General features: G+C 67.3%; 23 protein-coding genes. 10 read left to right on the forward strand and 13 right to left on the reverse strand.

Going from position 1 to position 25043, the window contains the following annotated elements; genetic code table 11:
- Window positions 1-14: 14 nt before the first annotated feature.
- Window positions 15-911: a helix-turn-helix domain-containing protein gene (locus tag CJ014_RS16125; protein ID WP_100081515.1), complete on the reverse strand. Its 897-nt coding sequence runs from the start codon at window positions 909-911 to the stop codon at window positions 15-17.
- Window positions 912-1034: 123 nt separating this feature from the next.
- Here CJ014_RS16125 and CJ014_RS16130 point away from each other — a divergent pair, with 123 nt between their 5' ends.
- The 5 genes from CJ014_RS16130 to CJ014_RS16150 all read left to right on the forward strand — a co-directional run bounded on the left by CJ014_RS16130 (window position 1035) and on the right by CJ014_RS16150 (window position 6763).
- Complete coding sequence (locus tag CJ014_RS16130; protein WP_100081516.1) at window positions 1035-4406, forward strand: DUF5107 domain-containing protein; 3372 nt, start codon at window positions 1035-1037, stop codon at window positions 4404-4406.
- A gap of 10 nt (window positions 4407-4416) precedes the next feature.
- The gene (locus CJ014_RS16135) at window positions 4417-5310 is read left to right on the forward strand and encodes an aldose 1-epimerase (RefSeq protein WP_100081517.1); all 894 of its coding nucleotides are present in this window, start codon (window positions 4417-4419) and stop codon (window positions 5308-5310) included.
- Window positions 5311-5392: 82 nt separating this feature from the next.
- On the forward strand, window positions 5393-5650 hold the full coding sequence (locus tag CJ014_RS16140) for an AbrB/MazE/SpoVT family DNA-binding domain-containing protein (RefSeq protein ID WP_100081518.1): 258 nt from the start codon (window positions 5393-5395) through the stop codon (window positions 5648-5650).
- Complete coding sequence (locus tag CJ014_RS16145) at window positions 5647-5973, forward strand: type II toxin-antitoxin system PemK/MazF family toxin (protein ID WP_100081519.1); 327 nt, start codon at window positions 5647-5649, stop codon at window positions 5971-5973. Before CJ014_RS16140 ends, CJ014_RS16145 begins: the two co-directional genes overlap by 4 nt.
- Before the next feature lie 43 nt (window positions 5974-6016).
- Complete coding sequence (locus CJ014_RS16150; RefSeq protein WP_100081620.1) at window positions 6017-6763, forward strand: phosphotransferase family protein; 747 nt, start codon at window positions 6017-6019, stop codon at window positions 6761-6763.
- Between the two features lie 7 nt (window positions 6764-6770).
- Here CJ014_RS16150 and araH read toward each other — a convergent pair whose 3' ends face one another.
- The 3 genes from araH to CJ014_RS16165 all read right to left on the reverse strand — a co-directional run bounded on the left by araH (window position 6771) and on the right by CJ014_RS16165 (window position 10308).
- Window positions 6771-7718, reverse strand: a complete 948-nt coding sequence (gene araH, locus CJ014_RS16155; RefSeq protein WP_100081520.1) for an L-arabinose ABC transporter permease AraH — start codon at window positions 7716-7718, stop codon at window positions 6771-6773.
- Window positions 7718-9238, reverse strand: a complete 1521-nt coding sequence (gene araG, locus CJ014_RS16160; protein ID WP_100081521.1) for an L-arabinose ABC transporter ATP-binding protein AraG — start codon at window positions 9236-9238, stop codon at window positions 7718-7720. The genes araH and araG overlap by 1 nt, the downstream gene beginning before the upstream one ends.
- Window positions 9239-9321: 83 nt before the next feature.
- Entirely contained in the window at window positions 9322-10308 is a 987-nt protein-coding gene (locus CJ014_RS16165; protein WP_100081522.1) for an arabinose ABC transporter substrate-binding protein, read from the reverse strand.
- A gap of 754 nt (window positions 10309-11062) precedes the next feature.
- On the opposite strand from CJ014_RS16165, the gene CJ014_RS16170 reads away from it, so the two are divergent.
- Complete coding sequence (locus tag CJ014_RS16170; RefSeq protein ID WP_207765773.1) at window positions 11063-11236, forward strand: hypothetical protein; 174 nt, start codon at window positions 11063-11065, stop codon at window positions 11234-11236.
- 238 nt (window positions 11237-11474) lie between these two features.
- Window positions 11475-12188 (forward strand): transcriptional repressor LexA, encoded by a 714-nt coding sequence (lexA, locus tag CJ014_RS16175; RefSeq protein WP_100081524.1) that lies wholly within the window; start codon window positions 11475-11477, stop codon window positions 12186-12188.
- 18 nt (window positions 12189-12206) lie between these two features.
- Here the strand turns inward: lexA and queA are convergent, their stop codons facing one another.
- Window positions 12207-13301 carry a tRNA preQ1(34) S-adenosylmethionine ribosyltransferase-isomerase QueA gene (gene queA / locus CJ014_RS16180; protein WP_100081525.1) on the reverse strand — a complete coding sequence of 365 codons (1095 nt, stop codon included), beginning with the start codon at window positions 13299-13301 and terminating at the stop codon, window positions 12207-12209.
- A gap of 291 nt (window positions 13302-13592) precedes the next feature.
- Between queA and CJ014_RS16185 the strand changes: the two genes are divergently transcribed.
- A complete protein-coding gene (locus CJ014_RS16185; RefSeq protein ID WP_100081526.1) occupies window positions 13593-14234 on the forward strand; it encodes a DUF47 domain-containing protein in 642 nt (213 codons plus the stop codon).
- A complete protein-coding gene (locus CJ014_RS16190; protein WP_100081527.1) occupies window positions 14231-15235 on the forward strand; it encodes an inorganic phosphate transporter in 1005 nt (334 codons plus the stop codon). Before CJ014_RS16185 ends, CJ014_RS16190 begins: the two co-directional genes overlap by 4 nt.
- A 78-nt stretch (window positions 15236-15313) precedes the next feature.
- On the opposite strand, the gene CJ014_RS16195 is transcribed toward CJ014_RS16190, so the two are convergent.
- The 3 genes from CJ014_RS16195 to coaD form a co-directional block, all read right to left on the reverse strand.
- Entirely contained in the window at window positions 15314-15781 is a 468-nt protein-coding gene (locus CJ014_RS16195) for a peptidylprolyl isomerase (protein ID WP_100081621.1), read from the reverse strand.
- 76 nt (window positions 15782-15857) lie between these two features.
- Complete coding sequence (locus CJ014_RS16200) at window positions 15858-16403, reverse strand: peptidylprolyl isomerase (RefSeq protein ID WP_100081622.1); 546 nt, start codon at window positions 16401-16403, stop codon at window positions 15858-15860.
- 36 nt (window positions 16404-16439) lie between these two features.
- Window positions 16440-16937, reverse strand: coding sequence for a pantetheine-phosphate adenylyltransferase (gene coaD, locus CJ014_RS16205; RefSeq protein ID WP_100081528.1), 498 nt, complete (start codon window positions 16935-16937; stop codon window positions 16440-16442).
- Between the two features lie 221 nt (window positions 16938-17158).
- Here coaD and CJ014_RS16210 point away from each other — a divergent pair, with 221 nt between their 5' ends.
- Entirely contained in the window at window positions 17159-17407 is a 249-nt protein-coding gene (locus tag CJ014_RS16210; protein WP_133121869.1) for a hypothetical protein, read from the forward strand.
- Window positions 17408-17530: 123 nt separating this feature from the next.
- On the opposite strand, the gene gyrA is transcribed toward CJ014_RS16210, so the two are convergent.
- The 5 genes from gyrA to CJ014_RS16235 all read right to left on the reverse strand — a co-directional run bounded on the left by gyrA (window position 17531) and on the right by CJ014_RS16235 (window position 24952).
- Complete coding sequence (gene gyrA, locus CJ014_RS16215) at window positions 17531-20287, reverse strand: DNA gyrase subunit A (protein ID WP_100081530.1); 2757 nt, start codon at window positions 20285-20287, stop codon at window positions 17531-17533.
- A gap of 338 nt (window positions 20288-20625) precedes the next feature.
- Window positions 20626-21267: an NAD(P)H-dependent oxidoreductase gene (locus CJ014_RS16220; protein WP_100081531.1), complete on the reverse strand. Its 642-nt coding sequence runs from the start codon at window positions 21265-21267 to the stop codon at window positions 20626-20628.
- A 148-nt stretch (window positions 21268-21415) separates the two neighbouring features.
- Window positions 21416-22822, reverse strand: coding sequence for a ribosome biogenesis GTPase Der (gene der, locus CJ014_RS16225; protein ID WP_100081532.1), 1407 nt, complete (start codon window positions 22820-22822; stop codon window positions 21416-21418).
- Window positions 22823-22904: 82 nt separating this feature from the next.
- The gene (locus CJ014_RS16230) at window positions 22905-24278 is read right to left on the reverse strand and encodes an outer membrane protein assembly factor BamB family protein (protein WP_100081533.1); all 1374 of its coding nucleotides are present in this window, start codon (window positions 24276-24278) and stop codon (window positions 22905-22907) included.
- Window positions 24275-24952: a tetratricopeptide repeat protein gene (locus tag CJ014_RS16235; RefSeq protein ID WP_165790865.1), complete on the reverse strand. Its 678-nt coding sequence runs from the start codon at window positions 24950-24952 to the stop codon at window positions 24275-24277. Before CJ014_RS16235 ends, CJ014_RS16230 begins: the two co-directional genes overlap by 4 nt.
- Between the last annotated feature and the right edge of the window lie 91 nt (window positions 24953-25043).

Here is a 25043-nt window from a genome sequence, read left to right on the forward strand (position 1 = left end):
CATGCCGGTCCCCATCACCCCTTGCGCAGCGCCCGGTATTGCGTCGGCGAACTATCGTGCACCCGCCGGAAGCAGCGGGAGAAATACAGGGGATCGTCGAAGCCGAGATCGGCGGCGATCGCCTTCACCGACTGGTCGGTGGTATCGAGCAGGAAACAGGCGCGCTGGATCTTCAGGCGGATGAAGAAGTCGAGCACCGTGAAGCCGGTGCGCTTCTTGAACACCGCGGCGAGATGCGACGACGACAGGTTGGCCTCGCGCGCCAGCTCGTCGACTTTCAGCGACCGGCCGAGGTTGCCCTGCATCACGTCGATCACCCGGCGGATCCGCTGGTCGAGATTGTCGTCGCGGTTGGGCGAGCGGTGGCGCAGCACCACCAGATGGGTGACGAGCTGGCCGAGCGCCATCGACGCCGACAGCAGGTTATCCGGCGTGTAGCCGCGGCCGAGGATCGACAGCATCTTCTCGAACAGCGTCGGGATGGCCGGGTCGCGGCCCGGATGCAACAGCGGTTCCTCCGGATCGAGCTCCAGCAGTTCCGGCAGCAGCGCCACCTTGGCGCCGTCGAGGTGCACCCAGTAGATCGTCCATGGGTCGTCGGGATCGGCGCCATAGGCATGCGGCGCGCCGGCCGGCGTCACCAGCGCCTGGCCGGGCCGGATGCGCAAGGTCGCATCGCCCACCCGCGCCCAGCCGCAGCCGTCGGTGCAATAGATCAGCACCGACTGCGAAATGCCCTCCGGCCGCTCGACGAAGTGCCATTGGGCGCGCGGATAGTGGCCGACGTCGCTCGGCAACAGTTCGATCAGCGGCTGGCCATCCAGCCAGCCGGACACCACCGGGCGCGGCAATACGATCGACCGCTGCCCCGGAAAGCCCTCCCTGATCCGCTGTTCGCCCTCCTCCGTCATGCACCGATGCTATCAGAGGATCCTCCATGATGTCCATCGTTCCCGCTATTCACCCCGGAGAGGCCGGCGCCTAGCGTTCCGATAACGACAAATCCCCGGCTCCGGGATGGGAAGGAACGCGCCATGAAACAAGTCGAACTCCCCGCAGCGCCGGCGACGCTGGCCGGACCGGTCAAGGCATGGTCGGCGCCGCTCGTCATTCCCACCTACGAGCCGGCGCCGGCCGAGCGCAACCCGATGTTCCTGGAAAAGCGCGTCTTCCAGGGATCGAGCGGCCGCGTCTATCCGCTACCGGTCGTCGACCGCATCGGCCCGGAGCTCCGCGACAAGAGCTGGGCGGCGCTGCACATCGAGAACGAATACCTGCGCGTCACCGTGCTGCCGGAGCTCGGCGGCCGCATCTATGCCGTCGTCGACAAGATCAACGGCTACGACCTCGTCTACCGCAACCGCGTCATCAAGCCGGCGCTGGTCGGCCTCGCCGGCCCCTGGCTGTCCGGCGGCATCGAGTTCAACTGGCCGCAGCACCACCGCCCCAGCACCTACATGCCCTCGGCCTGGGAAATCGTCGGGGAATCAGATGGTTCGCGCGTCATCTGGCTTTCCGAGCACGAGCCGATGAACCGCATGAAGGGCATGCACGGCGTGCGCCTCAGCCCCGGCAAGGCCTGCCTGGAGCTCGCCGTGCGCCTGCACAACCGCACCGAGCTGACCCAGACGTTCCTCTGGTGGGCCAACGTCGCCACCGAGGTGCACGAGGACTACCAGAGTTTCTTCCCCGAGGATGTCCACTTCATCGCCGACCATGCCAAGCGCGCCACCTCCGCCTTTCCCGGCTGCGAGGGCCGCTATTACGGCGTCGACTATGCCGCTCGCGCCAGGGACGGCGTGCCGCCCGAGGAGGCGCCGGCGCAGTTCGTGCCGAAGCGCGGCTATGCGCCTAACGACCTCCGCTGGTACGCCAACATTCCCGTGCCGACCAGCTACATGTGCCTCGGCTCGCGCGACGATTTCTTCGGCGGCTACGACCACGCCGTGGAGGCGGGAATCGTCCATGTCGCCAACCATCACATATCCCCCGGCAAGAAGCAGTGGACCTGGGGCAACCACGATTTCGGTTACGCCTGGGACCGCAATCTGACCGAGCCGGACGAGAACGGCGTCTATTGGCCCTATGTCGAGATCATGGCCGGCGTCTACACCGACAACCAGCCGGACTTCTCCTTTCTCGCGCCCGGCGAGACCAAGACCTTCTCGCAGTACTGGTACCCGATCCGCGAGATCGGCGCCGCCGCCGCGGCCACCCTCAAGGCGGCCATCGGCCTGAAGCTCGCGGGTACCCGGCTGACGGTCGGCGTGCAGGCGACCGAGGCCGTCGCCGGCGCCCGCGTCATCGTCTCGGCCGGCGGCAGGCTGCTGGCCGACGCCGGGACGGATCTCGATCCGGCCAGGCCGTTCTTCATCCCCGTCGATCTCGCCCAAGGCATCGAAAGCGACGATGTCCGCGTCGTCGTCGAACAGGACGGCGCCGTGCTGGTCGAGCGCCGGCCGGCCGACCGGGGCGAGATGACCATCCCGCCGCCGGCCACCGAGCCGCCGCCGCCCGAGGAGATCGACAGCGCCGACGAACTCTGGATGACCGGCGTCCATCTCGACCAGTACCGCCACGCCACCCGGCCGGCCGATATCTACTGGCGCGAGGCGATCCGCCGCGATCCGGGCGACAGCCGCTGCAACACCGCCCTCGGCATCTGGCACCTCCGGCGCGGCGAATTCGCGATGGCCGAAGCCTGCTTCCGCCAGGCGATCGAGCGGCTGACCCGCCGCAATCCCAATCCGCCGACCGGCGAGGCGCATTACCACCTCGGCCTCGCGCTGCGCTACCTCGGCCGGCCGGCCGCCGCCTATGACGCGCTTTACAAGGCGACCTGGAACGCCGCCTGGCGTGGCCCGGCACACCTGGCGCTGGCCGAGATCGACGGCACACGCGGCGCCTTCGCCGAAGCCCTTGATCATGTCGAGGAGTCGCTCCGCCACGACGTCGAGAACGCGCTCGCCCGCAATCTCAAGGCAGCGCTGCTGATCAGGCTCGGCCGCAAAGCCGAGGCCGATGCCCTCCTCGCCGAGACGCTGGCCCGCGACCCGCTCGACGCCCGCGCCCGCGCGCTGAAGGGCCTGCCGCTCGACGGCGACGACCAGCTTTTCCTCGACGTCGCCATCGAGGCGGCGCGGGGCGGCTTCGTCGAGGATGCCCTCGCCCTCCTCGAAACGCGCATTGCCACGGTCGGCGCCGCCGCCTCGCCGCTCCTCCACTACCATGCCGCCGCGCTTGCGGGTCGCCTCGGCAAGCCGGTCGCGCCGCATCTCGATGCCGCCGCCAAAGCGCTACCGGATTACTGCTTCCCATCGCGCCTCGAAGACATCGCCGTGCTGGAAGCGGCGATCGCCGCCAACCCGGCCGACGGCCGCGCGCCCTGCTACCTCGGCAACCTCCTCTACGACCGCCGTCGCCATGCCGAGGCGATCGTCCTGTGGGAAAAGGCGGTCGCCGTCGATCCCTCGTGGTCGATCCCCTGGCGCAACCTCGGCATCGGTTCTTTCAACGTCGAGGGCTCGCCGGAAAAGGCCGTCGCCGCCTATGACAAGGCGCTCGCCGCCGCTCCACAGGACGCCCGCCTCGTCTACGAGCGCGACCAGCTCTGGAAGCGCATCGGCCGGTCGCCGGCCGAGCGGCTCGCCGAGTTGGAAAGCCGGCTCGACCTCGTCGCGAGCCGCGACGACCTCAGCGTCGAGCTGTCCGCCCTCTACAATCAGCTCGGCCAGCCGGAAAAATCGGCGCCGCTGATCGCCGGCCGCGCCTTCCAGCCCTGGGAAGGCGGCGAGGGGCTTGCCCTCGACCAGTGGGTGCGCAGCCATCTCGGCCTCGGCCGCCGGGCGCTCGCCGCCGGCAACGCCGCCGCGGCGGTGGCCGAATTCGAGGCCGCGCTCAACCCGCCGCAGTCCCTTGGCGAGGCGCGCCATCTCCTCGCCAACCAGAGCGACGTGCATTACTGGCTCGGCAAGGCGCTCAAGGCGGCCGGCCGGGACGACGAGGCCAAGCGCTGGTTCACGCTGGCCGCCGAATTCGCCGGCGACTTCCTCGGCATGGAAGTGCGCGCCTATTCGGAAAAGACCTTCTTCTCGGCCCTGTCGCTCCTTGCGCTCGGCCGCAAGGCGGAGGCGGAGAAGCTGCTCGGCGAACTCCGCGCCTATGCCGAGGAGACGATGACGAGCCCGGCGAAGATCGACTATTTCGCCACCTCGCTGCCGACCATGCTGCTGTTCGACGACGACCTGCAACTGCGCCGGCGCGTCTCCGCCCACGTCATGCTCGCCGAGGCGGCCATCGGCCTGGGCGACCCCGCAACCGGCCGCGAGCATCTTCAGGCAGCCCTGAAACTGGACCCCAACCACGCGCTCGCCGCCGACCTCCTCGGCGATCTTCCCAATCGCTGAGGAGGGCCCAATGACCGTCCTGCGCCTCGGGACCGACCTTGCCGAGCTGACGCTCTCCACCTGGGGCGCCGCCGTCCTCGGCTGGAGCCTCAAGGCCAGCGTCGGCGGCGTGCCGCTGCTGCGGCCGGCCCGCCATGGCGGCGACGGCGCGCCCGACGAGACGGCCGCCTTCCCGCTGGTGCCCTACGGCAACCGCATCGGCGGCAACGCCTTCTCCTTCGCCGGCCATCCGTATCGCGTCGCGCCCAACGCCGTCGACCGCTATCGCCTGCACGGCGACGGCTGGCTGTCCGACTGGACCGTCGAAGCGGCGACCGGCAGCAGCGCAACGCTCGTCCTGCGCCATCGGGCCGACACAGCCGCCCCCTGGGACTATCTCGCCCGGCAAACCATAACCCTCGACGGTCGCGAACTGACGCTGACGCTATCGGTCGAGAACACCGGCCGCGACACCCTGCCCTTCGGTCTCGGCTGGCATCCCTATTTCCCGTTGACCCGGCGCACACGGCTGACGGCGCCGGCCTCCTCCGTCTGGCTGGAAGGCCCCGACCATCTCCCCACCGAGGAAGTGCCGCTGCCCGCCGATCTCGATTTCCGAAAAGCTGCGCCGCTGCCCAACCGCTGGATCAACAACGGCTTCGAAGGCTGGAACGGCTGCGCCCGCATCGACTGGCCGGAGCGCGGCCTGACGCTGCTGATCGACGCCGACCCGATCTTTTCCCGCTACGTCCTCTACCGCCCCGACACCGCCCGTGATCCTTCCTACGCCGGCGAATGGTTTTGCCTCGAACCGATGACGCACGCCATCGACGCCTTCCATCGGAACAACCTCGGCGGATTGAGGCCTCTCGCCCCGGGGGATAGGATCGAAGGAACGGTGCGGCTGACGGCGGTGGTGAAGTAAGGGTTTGCCGGCGAGACCGATTGTCCCTTGAGGATAAGCCAGCCCGATGTTATATTCCTGTATAATATTCGGAGTTTGCCCCATGCACACAACCAATCTCCGCAAGGTCGGCGGCTCGGTCATGCTGGCCGTTCCGCCGGCGCTGCTCGATGTCCTTCAGCTAGCAGCCGGCTCCAAGGTCGGGCTGGTCGTCGACAACGGCCGGCTGGTGGTGGAGCCGCAGGCGCGGCCGCGCTACACGATGGCCGAGTTGCTGGCCGCCTCCGACTATTCCGAGCCGCAGCCGCCGGAAGAACGCGAATGGGTGGACACGCCGGCCGTCGGCAAGGAGCCGCTATGAATCGCGGCGACGTCTATATGGTCGACCTGGAGCCGACCCAGGGCCGGGAACAGCGCGGCCATCGCCCGGTGGTCATCGTCTCGCCCGACGAGTTCAATCGGGCGACCAATCTGCCGGTCATCGCGCCGATCACCAACGGCGGCGATTTCGCCCGCCGCATCGGCTTCGCCGTGCCGCTTGCCGGAACCAGGACAACCGGTGTGGTGCGCTGCGATCAGCCCCGCGTGCTCGACCTCGCCGCCCGCAACGGCCGCAAGGTGGAAAGCCTGCCGGCGGCCATCATGGACGAGGTGCTGGCCCGGATGGCGACGCTGTTCGAGTAATCGCCAAAGACGCCGGCCCGAAAACGATCGATTGGAATCCGCCATGCAGAAGATCGGCCGCCGGCTCGGCGCCGGCAAGGAGGCCGAGGTCTACGAATACGGCGAGCTGGCGCTGAAGCTCTACCCGTCGCCGGCATCGAAGGCCGCCGTCTTCCGGGAGGCCGCCAATCTCGCCCTCATCGAGCAGTTCGCCCTGCCGACGCCGCGCGTCCACGCCGCCGGCGACTACGACGGCCGCTGGGGCCTGCTGATGGACCGGGCGCGAGGTCCAAGCTTCGCCGACCGGATGGCGGCCGGCGCCCGCATGGCCTGCCTCGAGGAAATGGTGCGGCTGCACCGCGACCTTCACCAACGGTCCGTCGGCGGCCTGCCGTCGCTGAAGGCGCGGCTCGCCGCCAATATCCGCCGCACCGACCACCTGGACGAACTATCCCGCCGCCGGCTTCTCTCGCAGCTCGCCGCGCTGCCGGACGGTGACCGGCTGTGCCACGGCGACTTTCACCCCTGGAACATCCACGGCGAGGCCGGCGAGGTGATGATCCTCGACTGGCTCGACGCCTGCGCCGGCCCTCCGGCGGCCGACATCTGCCGCAGCTACGTGCTGATCCGCCACGTCGATCCCGTCACCGCCACCGACTATGTCGACGCCTATGCCCGGCTGACCGGCCTTTCGGCCGCCGACATCCTGGCCTGGCTGCCGCCGACCGCCGCCGCCCGCCTGGCGGAAGGCGTGCCGGCCGAAACCGATGAGCTGCGGCGCCTCGCCGGCCTGACGCCGGAGGATCGCTGAGCGGTCCTTACTTCCTGCCCAACCCGGTGCTCCTGACGTTGTCGAGCAGCACGGCGAGCAGCAGGATCAGGCCGCGCACCAGATACTGGTAGAAGGCCTGGATGTTGAGGAGATTCATGGCGTTCTCGGCGATGCCGAGGATCAGCACGCCGACGATGACGCCGGTCATCGCCGCCCGGCCGCCGGCCAGCGACACGCCGCCGAGCACGCAGGCCGAGATGGCGGAAAGCTCGAGGCCGGTCGCCGCGTTGGGCTGGCCGGAGGTGATGCGCGAGGCGAGCAGGATGCCGGCCACGGCGCAGACGAGGCCCTGGATGGTGAAGATCCAGATGCGCATGCCGTCGACATTGACGCCGGCGAGGCGCGACGCCTCCGGGTTGCCGCCGATGGCCAGCGTGTTGCGGCCGAACACCGAGCGGTTGAGCACGAAGCCGAACACGCAGAACAGGGCGACCATGATCCAGATCGGCGTGGGTATGCCGAGAAAGCGCGACAGGGCCAACTGGTAGAAGCCGGGATCGTTGATGCCCACCGCCCGGCCGTCCGACGAGATCAGCGCCAGGCCGCGCACGATCTGCATGGTGGCGAGCGTGGTGATCAGCGCGTTGATCCTGAGCTTGGCGATGATCACGCCGTTGACGAAGCCGACGAACGTGCCGCAGGCGAGCGCCGTGATCAGGCCGATGACGATCGAGCCGGAGGCGTTGGAGGCCATCACCGCCACCATGCCGGTAAAGGCGACGATGGAACCGACGGACAGGTCGAAGTCGCGCGATGCGAGGCAGAACATCATCGTGCAGGCGACGATGCCGATGGTCACCACCGACTGGAACAGGCCGAGCATGTTGCGCTCGGTGAGGAAGCTCGGCACGAAGATCGACACGGCTGCGAAGGCGACGACGAAGATGACGAGGAGACCCTGCTCGCCGAGCAGGAGACGTTTCAGGAAGGCCATCACGATGCTTTCTTGTTCGGCTCGCCGGCGGTCCGGTCCGGCAGGGCCGAGGCGAGAATGGCGTGTTCGTTGAATTGGGCGCGGTCGTAGCGGGCGGCGATCCGCCCCTCGCACATGACGAGGATGCGGTCGGAAATGCCCATCACCTCCGGCAATTCGCTGGAGACCACGACGATGGCCAGCCCCTTCTCGGCGAGGTGGTAGAGCAACTCGTAGATCTCGGCCTTGGCGCCGACGTCGATGCCGCGCGTCGGCTCGTCGACGATCAGCACCTTGACGCCGGTCTCGGCCAGCCAGCGGGCCAGCAGCACCTTCTGCTGGTTGCCGCCGGAGAGGTTGACGATATTCTGCCTGGCCGACGGCGTGCGGATCCTCAACTGCCTGATGAACTCGGCGGCGGTGTCCGCCTCGCGCCTGAGGCTCAGCACGCCGAAGGGCGAGAAATGCCGGCGGGCCGAGATGACGATGTTCTCGCCCACCGAAAGGCCCTGGACGATGCCGTCGAACTTGCGATCCTCCGAGCAGAGCACCAGCCCCTCGCGGATGGAGCGGCGCGGGCTGGCGCCCGAGCTGTCGGCGCCGTCGATGGCGACCTTGCCGGAATGGCGGGGATCGGCGCCGTAGACGAGGCGCATCAGCTCGGAACGGCCGGAGCCGACCAGCCCGAAGAAACCGACGATCTCGCCGGCCCGCGCCTCGAAATCGATGGGGCGCGGCAGCTTGGCGCCGGTGATGCCTTCGACCTTGAGGCGCACCTCGCCGGCCGGCCGGCCGCGCCAGCCCCAGATGTCCGAGATCTCGCGGCCGACCATCTCGGCGACCAGGCTGTCGCGCGTCACCTCGGCCATCGACGGATGGTGGGCGGCGAGCTTGCCGTCGCGCAGCACGGTGCAGCCGTCACACAGGCGGAAGATCTCGTCGAGGCGATGCGAGATGTAGATGATCACCTTGCCGGCGGCGCTGAGCTCGCCGATGATCCGGAACAGCACCTCGCTCTCCTGCGACGACAGCGACGACGTCGGCTCGTCGAGAGCAATAATACGGGCGTCGAGCATGATCGCCTTGGCGATCTCGATCATCTGCCGCTCGCCGAGCGACAGCCTCGCTACCTTGGTGTCGGCGTCGATGGAAAGGCCGATCTCCTGGAGGCGCCGGTTCACCTCGGCCTTGAGCGACCGGAAATCGATGATGCCGGCCCGGTTGGGAAAGCGGCCGAGGCGCAGGTTCTCGGCCACCGTCAGACCGGGAACGAGCTGGAGTTCCTGGTGCACCACCACCACGCCGGCCGCGAAGGCGTCGCGGGTGGAGGAAAAATGCTGCGTCACGCCGTCGATGGCGATCTCGCCCGTGTCGGCGGCGGTGTCGCCGGAGAGGATGCGGATCAGCGTCGACTTGCCGGCGCCGTTTTCGCCGATCAGCCCGTGCACGGAGCCCTTTCCCACCCCGAAGGAGACATCCGACAGCGCCTTGACGCCGGGATAGGTCTTGGACATGTGGGAGAAGCTCAGAAAGTCGGCCATAAGTGCGCGCGCCTCGTCTTGGGTGACCGGCGGCTCGCCGCCGCCGGCCGGTTGTCGAGCGGTCCATCAGCTAGTTCGGCAGCTTATTCGATGCCGAGGCTCTTGCGGACGTCGACATAGGTGTCGCGCAGCGCCAGCTCGCCGGCGGTCAGCGTCAGCGCCGGCGGTTCCTTGCCGTTGGCGACCCAGTCGTACATGTTGAGCGCCGTCTCGTAGCCATGGCGCTTCGGCGAGATGATCACGGTGCCGAAGAAGCCGGTGGCGGCGGGCTTCTTGAACTCGTTGATCGCCGAATCCGCGCCGCCGATGCCGACGCCGATGAAGTTGTCCGGCGTGATGCCGACGGTCTCGGAGGCGCGGACCGCGCCGAGCACCGCCTCGTCGTTGAGGCCGAAGGCCACCCAATGCTTCACGTCCGGATGCTTGTTGAGCACCACGGTGGCGGCGTTCAGCGCCGCCTCGGTGTCGGTCTTGGCCTGCGGCGCGTCGAAGATGTTGGCCTCCGGGAAACCGGCCGCCTTCAGCGAGGTGATGGCGCCCTCGACGCGGTCGACGGCCGTCGGAAGCTGGTCGTAGGAGACGCGGACGGCGCCGACCGTGGCGATGTCCCAGCCGCGCTTCTTGATCTCGTCGGCGATGGCGGTGCCCACGGCCTCGCCGATCTTCAGCGCCGAGATGCCCATGTGCGGCACGCTGTCGATCGGCGAGCCGTCGGCGTTGACCAGGCGGTCGTCGACGGTCATCAGCTTGAGACCGTTGGCTTCCGCCTTGGCGACGATGCCCGGTCCGAGCTTGACGTCCGGCGTGCAGATGATGAAGCCCTGCGCGCCCTGGGCGCCGAGGTTGTCGATGGCCGACTGAACCTTCTCGCCGTCCTCGGCGCCGATCTTCACCAGCGTGAAGCCCTTCTCCTTGGCGGCGATGTCGGCGAACTTCCACTCGTCCTGGAACCAGGGTTCCTCCGGCTGCTTGACCACGAAGCCGATCTTGACGTCGGCCGCGTGGGCCGCCGCCGTCAGCGCACCGACGGCGATGCCGACGGCGGCGAAGCTCTTCAGAATGCGAAGCATGGCGTTTCCTCCATTTTCTCTTCAACGATCGCTCGCCGATGCGGCGCGCCTTTCGCTACCTAGATCGTCGTGCGTCCTGGCGGACGCAGAGTGACGATCTAGTTTTTGTTATCGCATCGGATTTTTCCGAAAACCGGATTCCACTTTTCGGTCCGATGCCCTAGGCGACCTTCCGGCGGAACCGGCCGACATCCGCCATGGACGATTCCCGGCCTTTGCCATCGCGGGCTGGCCTGGACTTTCCATGCCGGCGGGACGCACGGCGGCCATGCGCCTCGGAAAACGGCGATGAATCGGATAAAGATCGCGGCCGGACGCGTCCGACGATCCCGGACGAACCGGCCGAAAGCCTCCTCCAGATACCGTCCTTCTCCCGTCCCGCCGCCTTTTCGGCTGGCACGCTTCCTTCCGGCGGCCATCCTACCGCCGGCCGGACCGGTCGCGCCGCGCCTTTCGCCCGACAAGCAGGGACGATCGTGTGCGGCGAAAAACAGCCTAGGTGGCGGATGTCCTCGCGGGAATGGCTGCATCCACGAATTCCATGGACGAAACTCTTAAGACATCGACGGATTCTACCTTCGGCTGACGGCACGGCGGACGAAACCGCCGGCCCTTCCGGACGGGCGATTGCGAGGACGGCGACATCGCCCTCCTACGCAGTTCACCGGAGCGTCTCGAGCCTCGCCGCCGTTGACCGGGCCGGCGCAACTGCCTACCCTTCGCCGGCAAGGACTTGCAGCCCGGAGAACCCATCTTGACCGAACAGGCAACCGTCACCGTCGGCGTCATCGCCAAGGAGCTCGGCGTTTCCGATGCCAAGGTGAAAAAGGCGATCGAGGCGCTGAAGATCGAGCCGGTCGCCAAGCGTGGCGTCTGCAAGCTCTACGCGACCGACGTCGTCGACGCGGTGAAGAAGACGCTCGCCTGACCACCGCCGCAGCGGCATTGTTTTCCGCTTGTCCGGCCGGCGCCTCGCCGGTGACACCCTTTTTGGTGTTGCCGGCCCAGTATCCCTACGATTTCCGCGCTTTCCCGGCCGATCCGGGATCCGATCCGGCAATCCCCCATTGCGGAACACACACGGAACATGTTAACTCTGTTCGTGATTTGTACCGAATCGCGTTTGGGCGCCACCGACGCGCCGGCCGACCAGCGGGGACCAGACGATGCTCACGCGCAAACAGCTCGAACTCCTGATGTTCATTCATGAGCGTCTGAAGGAATCGGGCGTGCCACCGTCCTTCGACGAAATGAAGGACGCGCTGGATCTCAAGTCCAAATCCGGCATCCACCGCCTGATCACCGCGCTCGAGGAACGTGGCTTCATCCGCCGCCTGCCCAACCGGGCGCGGGCGCTCGAAGTGATCAAGCTGCCGGAAACCATGCAGCCGGGCATCGGTCGCGGCCGCAAGGGCTTCGCGCCGGCGGTCATCGAAGGCGACGGCGGCCGCAAGGCGCCGCCGGCCAACGTGTCCGCGCCGTCGCTCGACAGCCGCGACACCGTGCCGGTGCCGGTGATGGGCCGCATCGCCGCCGGCGTGCCGATCGCCGCCATCCAGAACCAGTCGCATATCCTGCATGTGCCGATCGACCTCGTGGCCGGCGGCGAGCATTACGCGCTCGAAGTGCGCGGCGACTCGATGATCGAGGCGGGCATCCTCGACGGCGATACCGTCGTCATCAAGAAGTCCGACACCGCCGATTCCGGCGACATCATCGTGGCGCTGGTGGACGACGAGGAGGCGACGCTGAAGCGCCTGCGCCGCAAGGGCGCCTCGGTCGCCCTCGAGGCGGCCAATCCGGCCTACGAGACGCGCATCTTCGGCCCCGACCGGGTGCGCATCCAGGGCCGCCTGGTGGCGTTGATGCGCCGCTACTGATCTTTCCGGCCGGCTGCGTCAGCTATTCTTCGTCAGCCGGCTTTCCTCCGACGGGTGAAGCAGCGACGTATCGCCATAGGAGTAGAAGCGATAGCCGCCGGCAATCGCATGGGCGTAGGCGGCGCGCATGGTGTCGAGGCCGGAAAAGGCCGACACCAGCATGAACAGCGTCGACTTCGGCAGATGGAAGTTGGTCATCAACAGGTCGACGGCGCGGAAGCGGTAGCCCGGCGTGATGAAGATGTCGGTCGCCCCGGCGAACGGCCGAACGAGGCCGTCTTCGCCGGCCGCGCTTTCCAGAAGGCGCAGCGACGTCGTGCCGACGGCCACCACCCTGCCCCCGCGCGCCCGGACCGCGTTGAGCGCTTCGGCCGTCTCCGGCGACACATGGCCGATCTCGGCGTGCATCTTGTGCGCCTCGGTATCGTCCACCTTCATCGGCAGGAAGGTGCCGGCGCCGACGTGCAGCGTCACGAAATGCCGACCGATGCCGCGCGCATCGAGGCGTTCGAAGAGCTCCGGCGTGAAGTGGAGCCCGGCGGTCGGCGCGGCGACCGCGCCGCTCTCGCGGGCATAGACCGTCTGGTAATCGGCGCGGTCGTGTTCGTCCTCGGCCCGGCGGGCCGCGATATAGGGCGGCAGCGGGATGTGGCCAACCGTCATCAAGGCCACGTCGAGATCGGGGCCGGCGCGGTCGAAGGCCAGCACAATCTCGCCATCCTCGCCCTTTTCCGCCACCACGGCACCGAGGGCAGCAGCGGCCGGATCGGCACCGGAAAACCGCACGCGGTCGCCGGCGCGCAGCTTGCGGGCGCCCTTGACGAAAGCCCGCCAGCGATCCGGCGCCTCGCGCATGTGCAGCGTCGCCGAAAAGCGCACCGGTTCGGCGCCGTAACGGTCGCGCCGCCCCTCGAGCTGGGCGGGGATCACCTTGGTGTCGTTGAACACCAGCGCGTCGCCCGGCGACAGCAGGTCGGCGAGATCGAGCGCCTGCCTGTCCTCGAAAGGCTGGCCGGGCTTTACCACCAACAGGCGCGACGCATCGCGCGGAACGGCGGGACGCAGGGCGATCCGCTCGGGCGGCAGATCGAAATCGAAAGCTGAAACTTGCATGCCCCTCCCTTAGGCACGACAAGGCGGGAAAGGCAACGGCGATTGCCGGAGAAGCCCGAACCTGGCGCGGTTGACGGACGACAGGCCGGGCGTAACGCCGCTGTCGGCTTTTGCGAGGGCCGCCGAAGATTGCCCGTCCAATCGGTCGCAAAATGCAGATCAGCCCGCCCCGGCGCGCAGAACTCGAAGGATAACCGGCTAAAAACTCGTCCCCCACGGGAACTGCGACTAGCGCCTGCGGGACTCATCGGATAAACCGCGAGCCGAAAAGTCCAAAAACAAGGACCAACCATGCTCGAGTGGTTCCGCAAGCTCCTTCCGCACGAAGAGCAGTTCTTCGATTTGTTTGCCCAGCATTCCGAAACCGTGGTCGCCGCCGCCCACTCGCTGAACGCCCTTCTGTCCGGCGACGACCGCGACGCGCGCATCGCCGAGATCGTCGCCCTCGAGGACAAGGCCGACGGCATCACCCGCGAAGTGCTGCTGGCCGTCCGGCGGAGCTTCATCACGCCCTTCGACCGCAACGACATCAAGGATCTCATCCAGTCGATGGACGACACCATCGACACCATGAACCGCGTGGTGAAGACCATCCTGCTGTTCGAGCAGCGCGCCTTCGATCCCGGCATGCGCGACATGGGGCTCGACATCATCCAGGCGGCCAAGCTGGTCGCCGAGGCGATACCGCTGCTGAAGAACGTCGGCAACAATGCCCCCCGCCTGACGACGCTGTCCGAAGAAGTGACCCGCGTCGAAGGCCATTCCGACTTCCTGCATGAGAACGGCCTGAAAGACCTCTACCGCCGCCATGGCACCGGCAACGCCATGGGCTACATCATCGGCAGCCAGATCTATGGCGAACTCGAGAAGGTGCTCGACCGCTTCGAGGATGTCGCCAAGGAAATCAGCGGCATCGTGATCGAGAACGTCTGATGGAGACGCTCGCCTTTCCGTTGCTCGTCGGCCTGGTCGGCATCGCGTTGCTGTTCGATTTCCTGAACGGCCTGCATGACGCGGCCAATTCGATCGCCACCATCGTGTCGACGCGCGTGTTGAGACCGCAATACGCGGTGTTCTGGGCGGCCTTCTTCAACTTCATCGCCTTCCTGTTCTTCGGCCTCCACGTGGCGACGACGCTCGGCAAGGGCATCATCGACCCGTCCATCGTCACGCCGCACGTGGTGTTCGCGGCCTTGATGGGCGCCATCGTCTGGAACGTCGTCACCTGGCTGGCCGGCATTCCCTCGTCGTCCTCGCACGCCCTCGTCGGCGGCCTGGTCGGCGCCGGCCTCGCCAAGACCGGCTTCAGCGCCGTCGTCTGGTCGGGCCTGATCAAGACGGCGGGCGCCATCTTCCTGTCGCCGGCCTTCGGCTTCTTCCTGGCGCTGATGCTGGTGCTGGCGGTGTCCTGGACCTTCGTCAAGCGCACGCCCTTTGCCGTCGACAAGACCTTCCGGCACCTGCAGTTCGTCTCCGCGTCGCTCTACTCGCTGGGCCACGGCGGCAACGACGCGCAGAAGACCATGGGCATCATCGCCGTGCTGCTCTATTCGCAGGGCTATCTCGGCGGCGAATTCCACGTGCCCTTCTGGGTGGTGATCGCCTGCCAGTCGGCCATGGCGCTCGGCACGCTGATGGGCGGCTGGCGCATCGTCCACACCATGGGCTCGAAGATCACCCGCCTCAACCCGATGCAGGGCTTCTGCGCCGAGACCGGCGGCGCCATCACCCTGTTCATCGCCACGCACTTCGGCATACCGGTGTCGACCACCCATACGATCACCGGCGCCATCGTCGGCGTCGGCGCGGCGCGGCGCGTGTCGGCGGTGCGCTGGGGCATCGCCGGCAACATCGTCATCGCCTGGATCATCACCATGCCGGCCGGCGCCGCCATCGCCGCCTGCGCCTACTGGCTGGTCGACCTGTTCGTCTGACCGGAAACACCGCTTCGCGCATGAAAAAGCCCGCGCCGACTTACCGGCGCGGGCTTTCCTGTTCGAAAAAGGCGAGGATCAGGCCGCGTCGGCCGCCACGACGATCGAGACGATCTTGTCGGGATCGCGCACCGGCTCGCCGCGCTTGATCTTGTCGACGTTGTCCATGCCCTCGATGACCTTGCCCCACACCGTGTACTGCTTGTCCAGGAAGCGGGCGTCGTCGAAGCAGATGAAGAACTGCGAGTTGGCCGAATTGGGATTCATGGCGCGGGCCATGGACACCGTACCGCGCACATGCGGCTCGGCGTTGAACTCCTGCTTGAGATCCGGATACTGCGAGCCGCCGGTGCCGGTGCCGTGCGGGCAGCCGGTCTGGGCCATGAAGCCGTCGATCACCCGGTGGAAGACGATGCCGTCGTAGAACTTCTCGCGCACCAGCTTCTTGATGTGGGCCACATGGTTGGGCGCCAGGTCGGGCCGCATCTCGATGACGACGGTTCCCTTGGTGGTTTCCATGACGAGGGTGTTCTCGGGATCCTTGATATCGGCCACGCGGGCCTCCTTTCGGGTCTGTTTGCCGGCAGTGCTCTTATCACGGCCGGCCGGGAAGTTCGACCGGTCAGTTCGGATCGGAAGCGAGGCGCGCCTTGACGATCTTGTCCGGATTGGCCGGCGGCTCGCCGCGGTTGATCTTGTCGACCACCTCCATGCCGTCGGTGACCTCGCCCCAGACGGTGTACTGGCCGTCGAGGAAGCTGCCGTCGTCGAACATGATGAAGAACTGCGAGTTGGCGCTGTTGGGATCCTGGGCGCGCGCCATGCCGACGGTGCCGCGCCCGAAATGCGTCTTGGAGAACTCGGCGGGAATGTCGGGCAGGTCGGAGCCGCCCATGCCGGTGCCGGTGGGGTCGCCCGTCTGGGCCATGAAGCCGTCGATCACCCGGTGGAAGATGATGCCGTCGTAGAAGTGCTTGCCGACCAGCGTCTTGATCTGCGCCACGTGCTTGGGCGCGAGATCGGGCCTGAGCTCGATGGTCACCTTGCCCTTGCTGGTCTCGAGGATCAGCGTGTTGTCCGGCGAGGCCGCCCAGACACGAGTGGACAGACCGCCGCTGGCCAATACGAGGCCGGTGGCGGCAAGCGCCGCGAGAAAGGTTCTGCGGATCACATCGATCTCCCTGTCTATTGTTGTCGTAACCGCTCAGCGGATCGGGTAGCGGGCGCGGAGTTTCTCCGCCACCTGCGGCGGAACAAAGGCAGCGACGTCGCCGCCCAGCCGGGCGATCTGCTTGACGAGGCTCGACGCCACGTGACGGACGCCCGACGAGGCGCCGAAGTAGATGGTATCGATCTCCGGCGCTAGCGCCGCGTTCATGCCGGCCATGCCCACCTCGACGTCGAGGTCGGAGCTGTTGCGGATGCCGCGCACGATGACGCGCGCGCCATGCTGGCGGGCGATGTCGACGACGAGACAGGTGAAGGTGACCACCTCGATCTGGCCGCCGGTGCGGGCGGCGATCGGCACCACCAGCTCGCGCAGCATGGCCTCGCGCTCGGCGGCGTCGAACTCTCCCTTCTTCTCATGGTGGACGCCAACGGCCACCACCAGCCTGTCGAACAGGCGCGAGGCGCGCTCGATCACGTCGAGATGGCCATAGGTGGCCGGGTCGAAGGAGCCGGCATAAAGGGCTGTCGTCATGGCCACCTGAATAGCCGTTTCGCCCGCCGTTAACAACCGCGCCGCGCCGGAGCGATCGCGATATGGCAATGTCCGGCAACCCCGGGCATTTGGTTGCATTAACCGGTCATTAAGCATTAACCCCGATGCGTCCAATCATCAGGATCACGTTAACTGCTGCGTAACGATCCCGCCCGAAACTTGTTCCTCACAGCAGGTCTCGCACAGGAAGGCGGACTGACATGACGAAGCATCGTGTACTGCGTTTGAGGAAGATGGCCCTCGTCATGGCCGGGCTTTCGGCTGCCGTTCTGTCGATCGGCGCCACGGAGCCCATCTATCCGGACGTCGGACGGGGCGACCAGGTGTCGGACATCGGCCACTGCGCCGTCGAAACGCTCGACGGCCTCAAGGTGTGCGCCCGGGAGGCGCAGACCGGCGCCGTCGTCACGGTTACCACCGTGGCGGCCGGTCTCACCATCGTCGACTGACGCCGAAAGCGGCGGACAAACGAGGCTCCCGCGCGCCTCGCTCAAGATGCGGCAAGGGCGCAAGACGTTTGGCCAACGTCTTGCGCCCTAACTTTTTCGAATAGAGCCGTGCCGGCGCCGGGATCACTCCTCGGCGCCGTTCTCTTCCTCGCCGATGTCGGAGATGTGCTCGACCGACACCACCTTCTCGTCTTCAGCCGTATTGAAGATGCGGACGCCCTTCGAGGCGCGCGAGACGATGCGGATCTGATCGACCGGCACGCGGATCAACTGGCCGCCATCGGACACCAGCATGATCTGGTCGGTCGCCTCCACCGGGAAGGCGGCGACGAGCTTGCCGATCTCGTCGAGCTTCGACTGATCGGTGGCCTTGATGCCCTTGCCGCCGCGGCCGGAGGTGCGGAACTCGTAGGACGACGAGCGCTTGCCATAGCCCTGCTCGTTGACCGTCAGCACGAACTGCTGGGCCAGCATCATCTCGGCAAAGCGCTCGGGCGGCAGCGCGTCGATGCCGTTGCCGTTACCCTCCTCCTCCGCGTCATCGACCACCGCCTCGTCGGCGACATCCGCCTCCTCGTCGCCGGCCAGTCGCTGCTCGGCCGCCCATTGCTTCTGGAAAGCGCTGCGCTCGGCCGGGCTGGCATTGAAGTGGCGGAGGATGGTCATGGAGATCAGCTCGTCACCATCGGCCAGCGAGATGCCGCGCACGCCGGTGGAATCGCGTCCCTTGAAGACGCGCACGTCGCCGACCGGGAAGCGGATGCACTGCCCGAGCGCCGACACCAGCAGGAAGTCGTCGTCCTCCGTGCAGGTCTCGACGCCGATGATGCCGTCGGCCTCGTCGTCGAACTTCATGGCGATCTTGCCGTTGCGGTTGACCTGCGCGAAGTCGCTAAGCTTGTTGCGGCGAACGGTGCCGAGGCGGGTGGCGAAGACCACGTCGAGGTCGGCCCAGCTTGCCTCGTCCTCCGGCAGCGCCAGGATGGAGGTGATGCGCTCGCCGTCCTGCAGCGGCAGGATGTTCTTGATGAACTTGCCGCGCGATTGCGGCGTGCCGAGCGGCAGGCGCCAGACCTTCAGCTTGTAGGCGATGCCGCGCGAGGAGAAGAACAGCACCGGCGCGTGCGTCGAGGCGATGAACAGGCGGGTGACGAAGTCCTCCTCCTTCGTCGCCATGCCGGAACGCCCCTTGCCGCCGCGGTTCTGCGCCCGATACTGCGACAGCGGCACCCGCTTGATGTAGCCCTCGTGGGAAACGGTGACCACCATCTCCTCGCGGGCGATCAGGTCCTCGTCCTCCATGTCGGCGTCGGATTCGACGATCTCGGTGCGGCGCGGCGTGGCGTAGGCCGTCTTGATCTCGATCAGCTCGTTGCGGATGATTTCCAGCACCCGGTCGCGCGAAGCGAGAATCGCGAGGTAGCCCTTGATCTCCTCGGCGAGCTGGTTGAGCTCTTCGGAAATCTCGTCCCGGCCGAGCGCGGTGAGGCGCTGTAGACGAAGGTCGAGGATGGCGCGCGCCTGCTCCTCGGAGAGGTTGTAGGTGCCGTCCTCGTTCATCTCGTGGCGCGGATCGTCGATGAGACGGATCAGCGCCTCGACGTCGGCGGCCGCCCAGCGGCGGGTCATCAGCTGTTCGCGGGCGGCGCCCGGATCGGGCGCGTTGCGGATGACCGAGATCACCTCGTCGATGTTGGCCACGGCGATGGCGAGACCGACCAGAACATGCGCCCGGTCGCGCGCCTTGCCGAGCAGGAAGCGGGTGCGCCGCGTCACCACCACCTCGCGGAAGGCGATGAAGGCGGAGAGCACGTCCTTGAGGTTCATCAGCTGCGGCCGGCCGCCGTTCAGCGCCACCATGTTGACGCCGAACGACGTCTGCAACTGCGAGAAGCGGTAGAGCTGGTTGAGCACCACGTCGGCGACGGCGTCGCGCTTCAGCTCGATGACGACGCGGATGCCGTCGCGCGAGCTTTCGTCCCGGAGGTCGGCGATGCCCTCGACGCGCTTCTCGCGCACCAGCTCGGCGATCTTCTCGACCATCACCGACTTGTTCACCTGATAGGGAATCTCGGTGACGATCAGCGCCTCGCGATCCTTGCGGATCTGCTCGATGGCGACGCGGCTGCGCATGATGACGGAGCCGCGGCCAGTCATGAAGGCCTGACGGATGCCGGAGCGGCCGAGGATCATGGCGCCGGTCGGGAAGTCCGGACCGGGAATGACCTCCATCAGCTCTTCGATGTCGATGTCCGGGTTGTCCATCAGGCGGATGGTGGCGTCGACCACCTCGCCGAGGTTATGCGAGGGAATATTGGTCGCCATGCCCACGGCGATGCCGCCGGAGCCGTTGACCAGCAGATTGGGGAAGCGCGCCGGCAGCACCGACGGCTCCCGCTCGGAGCCGTCGTAGTTGGGATTGAAGTCGACGGTATCCTTGTCGAGATCGTCGGTCAGCGCCTGCGCCACCTTTTCGAGGCGCACCTCGGTGTATCGCATGGCCGCGGCGCTGTCGCCGTCGATGGAGCCGAAGTTGCCCTGCCCGTCGACCAGCGGCAACCGCATCGAGAACGGCTGGGCCAGACGCACCAGCGCATCATAGATCGAGCTGTCGCCATGCGGATGGTATTTACCGATGACGTCGCCGACCACGCGCGCCGACTTGCGATACGGCTTGTTCCAGTCGTAGCCGTTCTCGCTCATCGAATAGAGAATGCGGCGGTGCACCGGCTTCAGGCCGTCGCGCACATCCGGCAACGCGCGAGCGACGATCACGCTCATGGCGTAATCGAGATAGCTGCGCTTCATTTCTTCGATGAGCGATACCGGCTTGATGTCGGTCGGCTCGGGGCCGTCTGGTGTCTTCGTCTCGTCAGCCAATGGCTTCAACTTCCTGAACTACTCCGCCGTCCGGCCGAATGACCTGAAGGTGGCGGGGATTGTCTTCAAGGCCGCGTCGTCCGATCGGACAACGCGCGGTCCTATGCGACCGGGTCTTCCAGATATGCTTCGTTCTAGCCGATTCTGGCGGCGGAAGCCATGCAATGGAACGCCCGTCAACAGGCATCGCCCGGAACAAATTTATCTTTTTCCATCAACAGATTATTCGGGCTTTTTGTGGGCGTTCCCCGGCCGTCCGGAAAGCTTTGCAAAACTTCGCCCGAAAACGAAGCGCCCGCCCTCCGAAAGAGGGACGGGCGCCGCCATTTACGATCGCGTCAGCGAATCTCGGTCACGAACTTTTCCTTCGGCCGGCGCACCTTCTTGAGGTTCACCAGCCAGTCCTTGTCGGCCTGACGATAGCCGAGCGGCAGGATGGTGACCGACCTGAGACCGCGCGCCCCGAGGCCCAGCAACGCGTCGAGCGCCTCGGCGTCGAAGCCTTCCATCGGCGTCGCATCCACGTCCAGCATGGCCGCCTCGGCGATGGCGAGGCCGAAGCCGATGTAGGCCTGGCGGGCGGCGTGCTCGAAGTTGGTGCGGGCGTCGCGCGGCACATAGGCCGTCAGCAGGCGCTGCCGGTAGGCGTTCCAGTTGGCGAGCGGTTCGCCGTCGAGCTTCCGCTCGGCGATCACGAAGTCGAACGCGTCGTTGATGCGGTCGGCCGTGTAGGTGTCCCAGGCGGCGAAGACCAGGAGATGCGAGGCGTCGACCACCTGCGCCTGGCCGCTGGCGATCGGCAGGATCTTCGCCTTGACGTCCGGATTGGTGATGACGAACAGCTCGTAGGGCTGCAGGCCGCTCGACGTGGGAGCGAGGCGGGCCGCCTCGACGATCAGGTCGACCTTGTCCTGCGGCACGGCGCGCGCCGGATCGAACTTCTTGGTGGCGTAGCGCCAGTTGAGCTTTTCAAGCAGCATGATGGGAATCCCCGGGGAGAAGCAACACCCGCGGCGAAGCCGGCACTCGCAAGTGTCGGAAACGCCCGGGACGAGCCACGACACTCGCTCGGCATCGATAGGGATTTCAACGGTCTCGCATCGATGTCACCGAGAAGTGACCGCCCGGCTAATCCTTCTTGTCATAGGGGTTGTCGCCGCCCGAGCGCATCTGCACGCGGATCGGCGTGCCCGGCATGTCGAAGGTCTGCCGGAGGCCGTTGGCGAGATAACGGATGTAGCTCTCCGGCATCGCCTCGGGGCGCGAGCCGAAGATGACGAACATCGGCGGCCGCGTCTTGGCCTGGGTGATGTAGCGGATCTTCAGGCGGCGGCCGGCGACGGCCGGCGGCGGGTGATGCTCGATGAGGCCGGTCAGCCAGCGGTTGAGCCGGCCGGTGGAGATGCGGGTGTTCCAGACGTCGTAGGCGCGCGCCACCGCCTGCATCAGCTTGTCGATGCCCTGGCCGTTGAGGCCGGACAGCGTCACCAGCTCGACGCCGCGCACCTGCGGCAACAGCCGCTCGCATTCCTCGCGCAGCTCCCTGAGCTTGGCGGCGCGATCCTCGACCAGATCCCACTTGTTGAGGCCGATCACCAGCGCCCTGCCCTCGCGGACGATCAGGTCGACGATGTGCAGGTCCTGCTTCTCGAAGGGAATGGTGGCGTCGAGCAGCACCACCACCACCTCGGCGAACTTGATGGCCCTGAGCGCATCGGCCACCGACAGCTTTTCGAGCTTTTCCTGCACGCGTGCTTTGCGGCGGAGGCCGGCCGTGTCGAACAGCTTCACCTCCCGGTCGCGCCACACCCAGTCGACCGAGATGGAGTCGCGGGTGATGCCGGCCTCGGGGCCGGTGAGCAGCCGGTCCTCGCCGATCATGCGGTTGATCAGCGTCGACTTGCCGGCGTTGGGCCGGCCGGTGACGGCGACGCGCAAGGGCCGCTGCTCCTGCGGCCGGACGAGATTGCCCTCCTCGTCGACGTCGAGGTTGACCACCGCCTCCTCGCTCTCCGGCTCGGCGAAGCCTAGACGCCCCTCCAGCGCCTCGCGCAACGCGTCGTAGAGGTCGGCCATGCCCTCGCCGTGCTCGGCCGAGACCGCGATCGCCTCGCCGAGGCCGAGCTCGTAGGCCTCCATCAGACCCGGTTCGACGCCACGCCCCTCGGCCTTGTTGGCGACCAGAATCACCTCGCGGTCCATGCGACGGATCATGTCGGAGAAATGCTTGTCGAGCGGCGTGATGCCGGCCCGAGCATCGTAAAGGAACAGGATGGCGTCGGCGTCGCGGATCGCCGTTTCCGTCTGGGCGCGCATGCGGCCCGCCAGCGAATCCGGATCGGCCTCCTCAAGGCCGGCGGTATCGATCACCTGGAAGGTGAGATCGCCGAGGCGGCCGTTGCCGACGCGGCGGTCGCGCGTCACGCCGGGCGTGTCGTCGACCAGCGCCAGTTTCTTGCCGACGAGGCGATTGAACAGCGTGGACTTGCCGACATTCGGGCGGCCGACGAGGGCGACGGTCGGTTGCGCGGACATGGTCGAGACTTCCTTCAATAGACGTTGCGGCGCCGGATCAGCCGATCCGCCGCCGCCCGTCCGTTTTCTTATGGCGCCGTGTTCAGTTCACGGCGATGAGCGTACCGTCTCCGGCCAGAACCATCATCTTGCCGGAGCTCAGGATCGGCGCGATGGCGCCGCTGAAGCCGATTTCCGTATTGACGCCGAGCGCGCCGGTCACCGCGTCCACCGAGGCGATGCGGCCGTCGTTGGACGTCGCCCACAGCGTGCCGGCGGCCATCACCGGCCCGGCCCACGACCCCTTGCGGCTCGACGACGGCTTGAGCGGCAGCGTCTGCGCCCAGATCACCTTGCCGGTCTTGAGGTCGACGGCGATCATCCGGTTCTCGAGGTCGATCAGGAACAGGCTGCCGCCGGAGACGATGGGCGTCTCGGCACTGCCGATCGGCTGCTGCCAGCGGACGTCGCCGGTCTTGAGGTCGAGAGCGACCAGCGCGCCGCCGATGCCGGTGGCATAGACGGCGTCGCCATGGATCACCGGGCTTGCCGAGGCGTCGCGCAGACCGGTGATCGCCGAGATCGAGCTGCCGCCGGTGATCGACGCCTGCCATTTCTGGCTGCCGGTCGCCATGTCGAAGGCCTGGATCTGGCCGGCCGAACCGGCGACCACCACCGTGTCGCCGGAGATCGCCGCGCTGCCGGCGCCGAGCAGCGCCGCCCCCGAGACCTCGGTCGAGGCCCGCCAGCCGGCGGCGCCCGTTGCGGCGTCGAAGGCCTGCACGACGCCCGACTGGGCGGTGACGACAACCTTGCCGCCGCCGACGGCGGGCGCCGAGCGGGCCGGCGCGTCGAGTTTTACCCGCCAGGCGATCGAACTGGTGGCGACATCGATGGCGAGCAGTTCACCGTAACCGGTCGCCGCGTAGACGCGGCCGCCCGTCACCGCGAGGCCGCCGCCGCCCACCGAAGCGCGCGCACCGGCCGGATAGACGCCGACGTGCCAGGTGGCGCCGCTGTTGGCCACCTTGAAGCCGGAAACGACACCGGCGGCATCATAGACGTAGACCACGCCGTCGGCCGCCACCGGCCGCGCCGAGATGCCGCGTCCCTTGCTGGTGGAAAGGCCCATCATGCCGCTGCCGAAGCCCGATTGTCCGCCCTTCATCGACCAGTAGTGCACGCCCTGCAGGGCGCCGGCGACGTTGCCGGGATCGTTGGTCGCCGTGCCGCCGGGCTGCGACCAGGCGGCCAGTGCGGTGGCCGCACCGATGGTCGCCCGGCCGTTGGTGATGCCGCGCGTCGGATCGGAGACCGCCAGAATCGAGGTGCGGTTGCCCTCGGCCACCGGCTGGTCCTTCTTGAAGGGATTGAGCGACGACAGCGAATCCATCGCCGAATCCGAGCCGCAGCCGCTGAGCGCCGCGGCGACGGCCAGCGCGAATGCCGCCGAGGAAAGACGCAGGAGAGCGGTCATCCGGCCGCTCCATTGTCGAGGTCGCCGGCCTCGGAGATCGCGAGGTCGCGCAGGATGCGCGCCCGGGCGCGCACGTCCGACGGCGTCGCCGGATCGTCGGTCAGCTTGCGGGCCTCCTCGCTGACGCCTTTCCAGTCCTCGGCGCGGACGGACGCGAGCGCGATAATCTCGCGCGCCGCGTGGCGCCAGGGCGAAATGTCGTTGTTGTAGCCGGAAACGCGCGCCTTGATCTGATCGAGATTCTCCCGGTCGACGGCGATCAGCGCGGCGCGGACGGCGGCGAGATCGCGGAAGGCCCGGTCGACGCCCGACGCCTTGGAGAGATCCTCGAAGGCGGCGAGCGCGTTGTCGGTCTCGCCCATCGCCGCGTGCTCGGAGGCGGCGCGGAAGCGGGCGAGCACCTGATACTGCGACGGCGCGCCGCCGGCGTAGACGGCGAGCGACTCGGCCAGCGCCTTGTGGTCGCCGGCCTTGGCCGAGGCCAGCACCTGCGAATAGGCGTCGCCCGCCGCGTTGGCGCGGCTGGTCGCCCAATAGTCATACCCGCGCCAGGCGGCCGTGCCGGCGACGATGAGACCCGCCGCCACATACAGGACCCAGCCATAGCGCTTCCACAGGCCCGTCAACCGGTCGCGGCGCAGATCATCGCCGACTTCGTCGAAAATATCAGGCATCTTCCATCCAACTATCGGCCGGCGATCGCGTCGATCGCAGCCCATGGGCACGGCTTGCGCCAACCCGGGCCGGCGCATTTCATTGACGCCG

It is taken from the genome of Pleomorphomonas carboxyditropha, assembly GCF_002770725.1.
Taxonomy (GTDB): domain Bacteria; phylum Pseudomonadota; class Alphaproteobacteria; order Rhizobiales; family Pleomorphomonadaceae; genus Pleomorphomonas; species Pleomorphomonas carboxyditropha.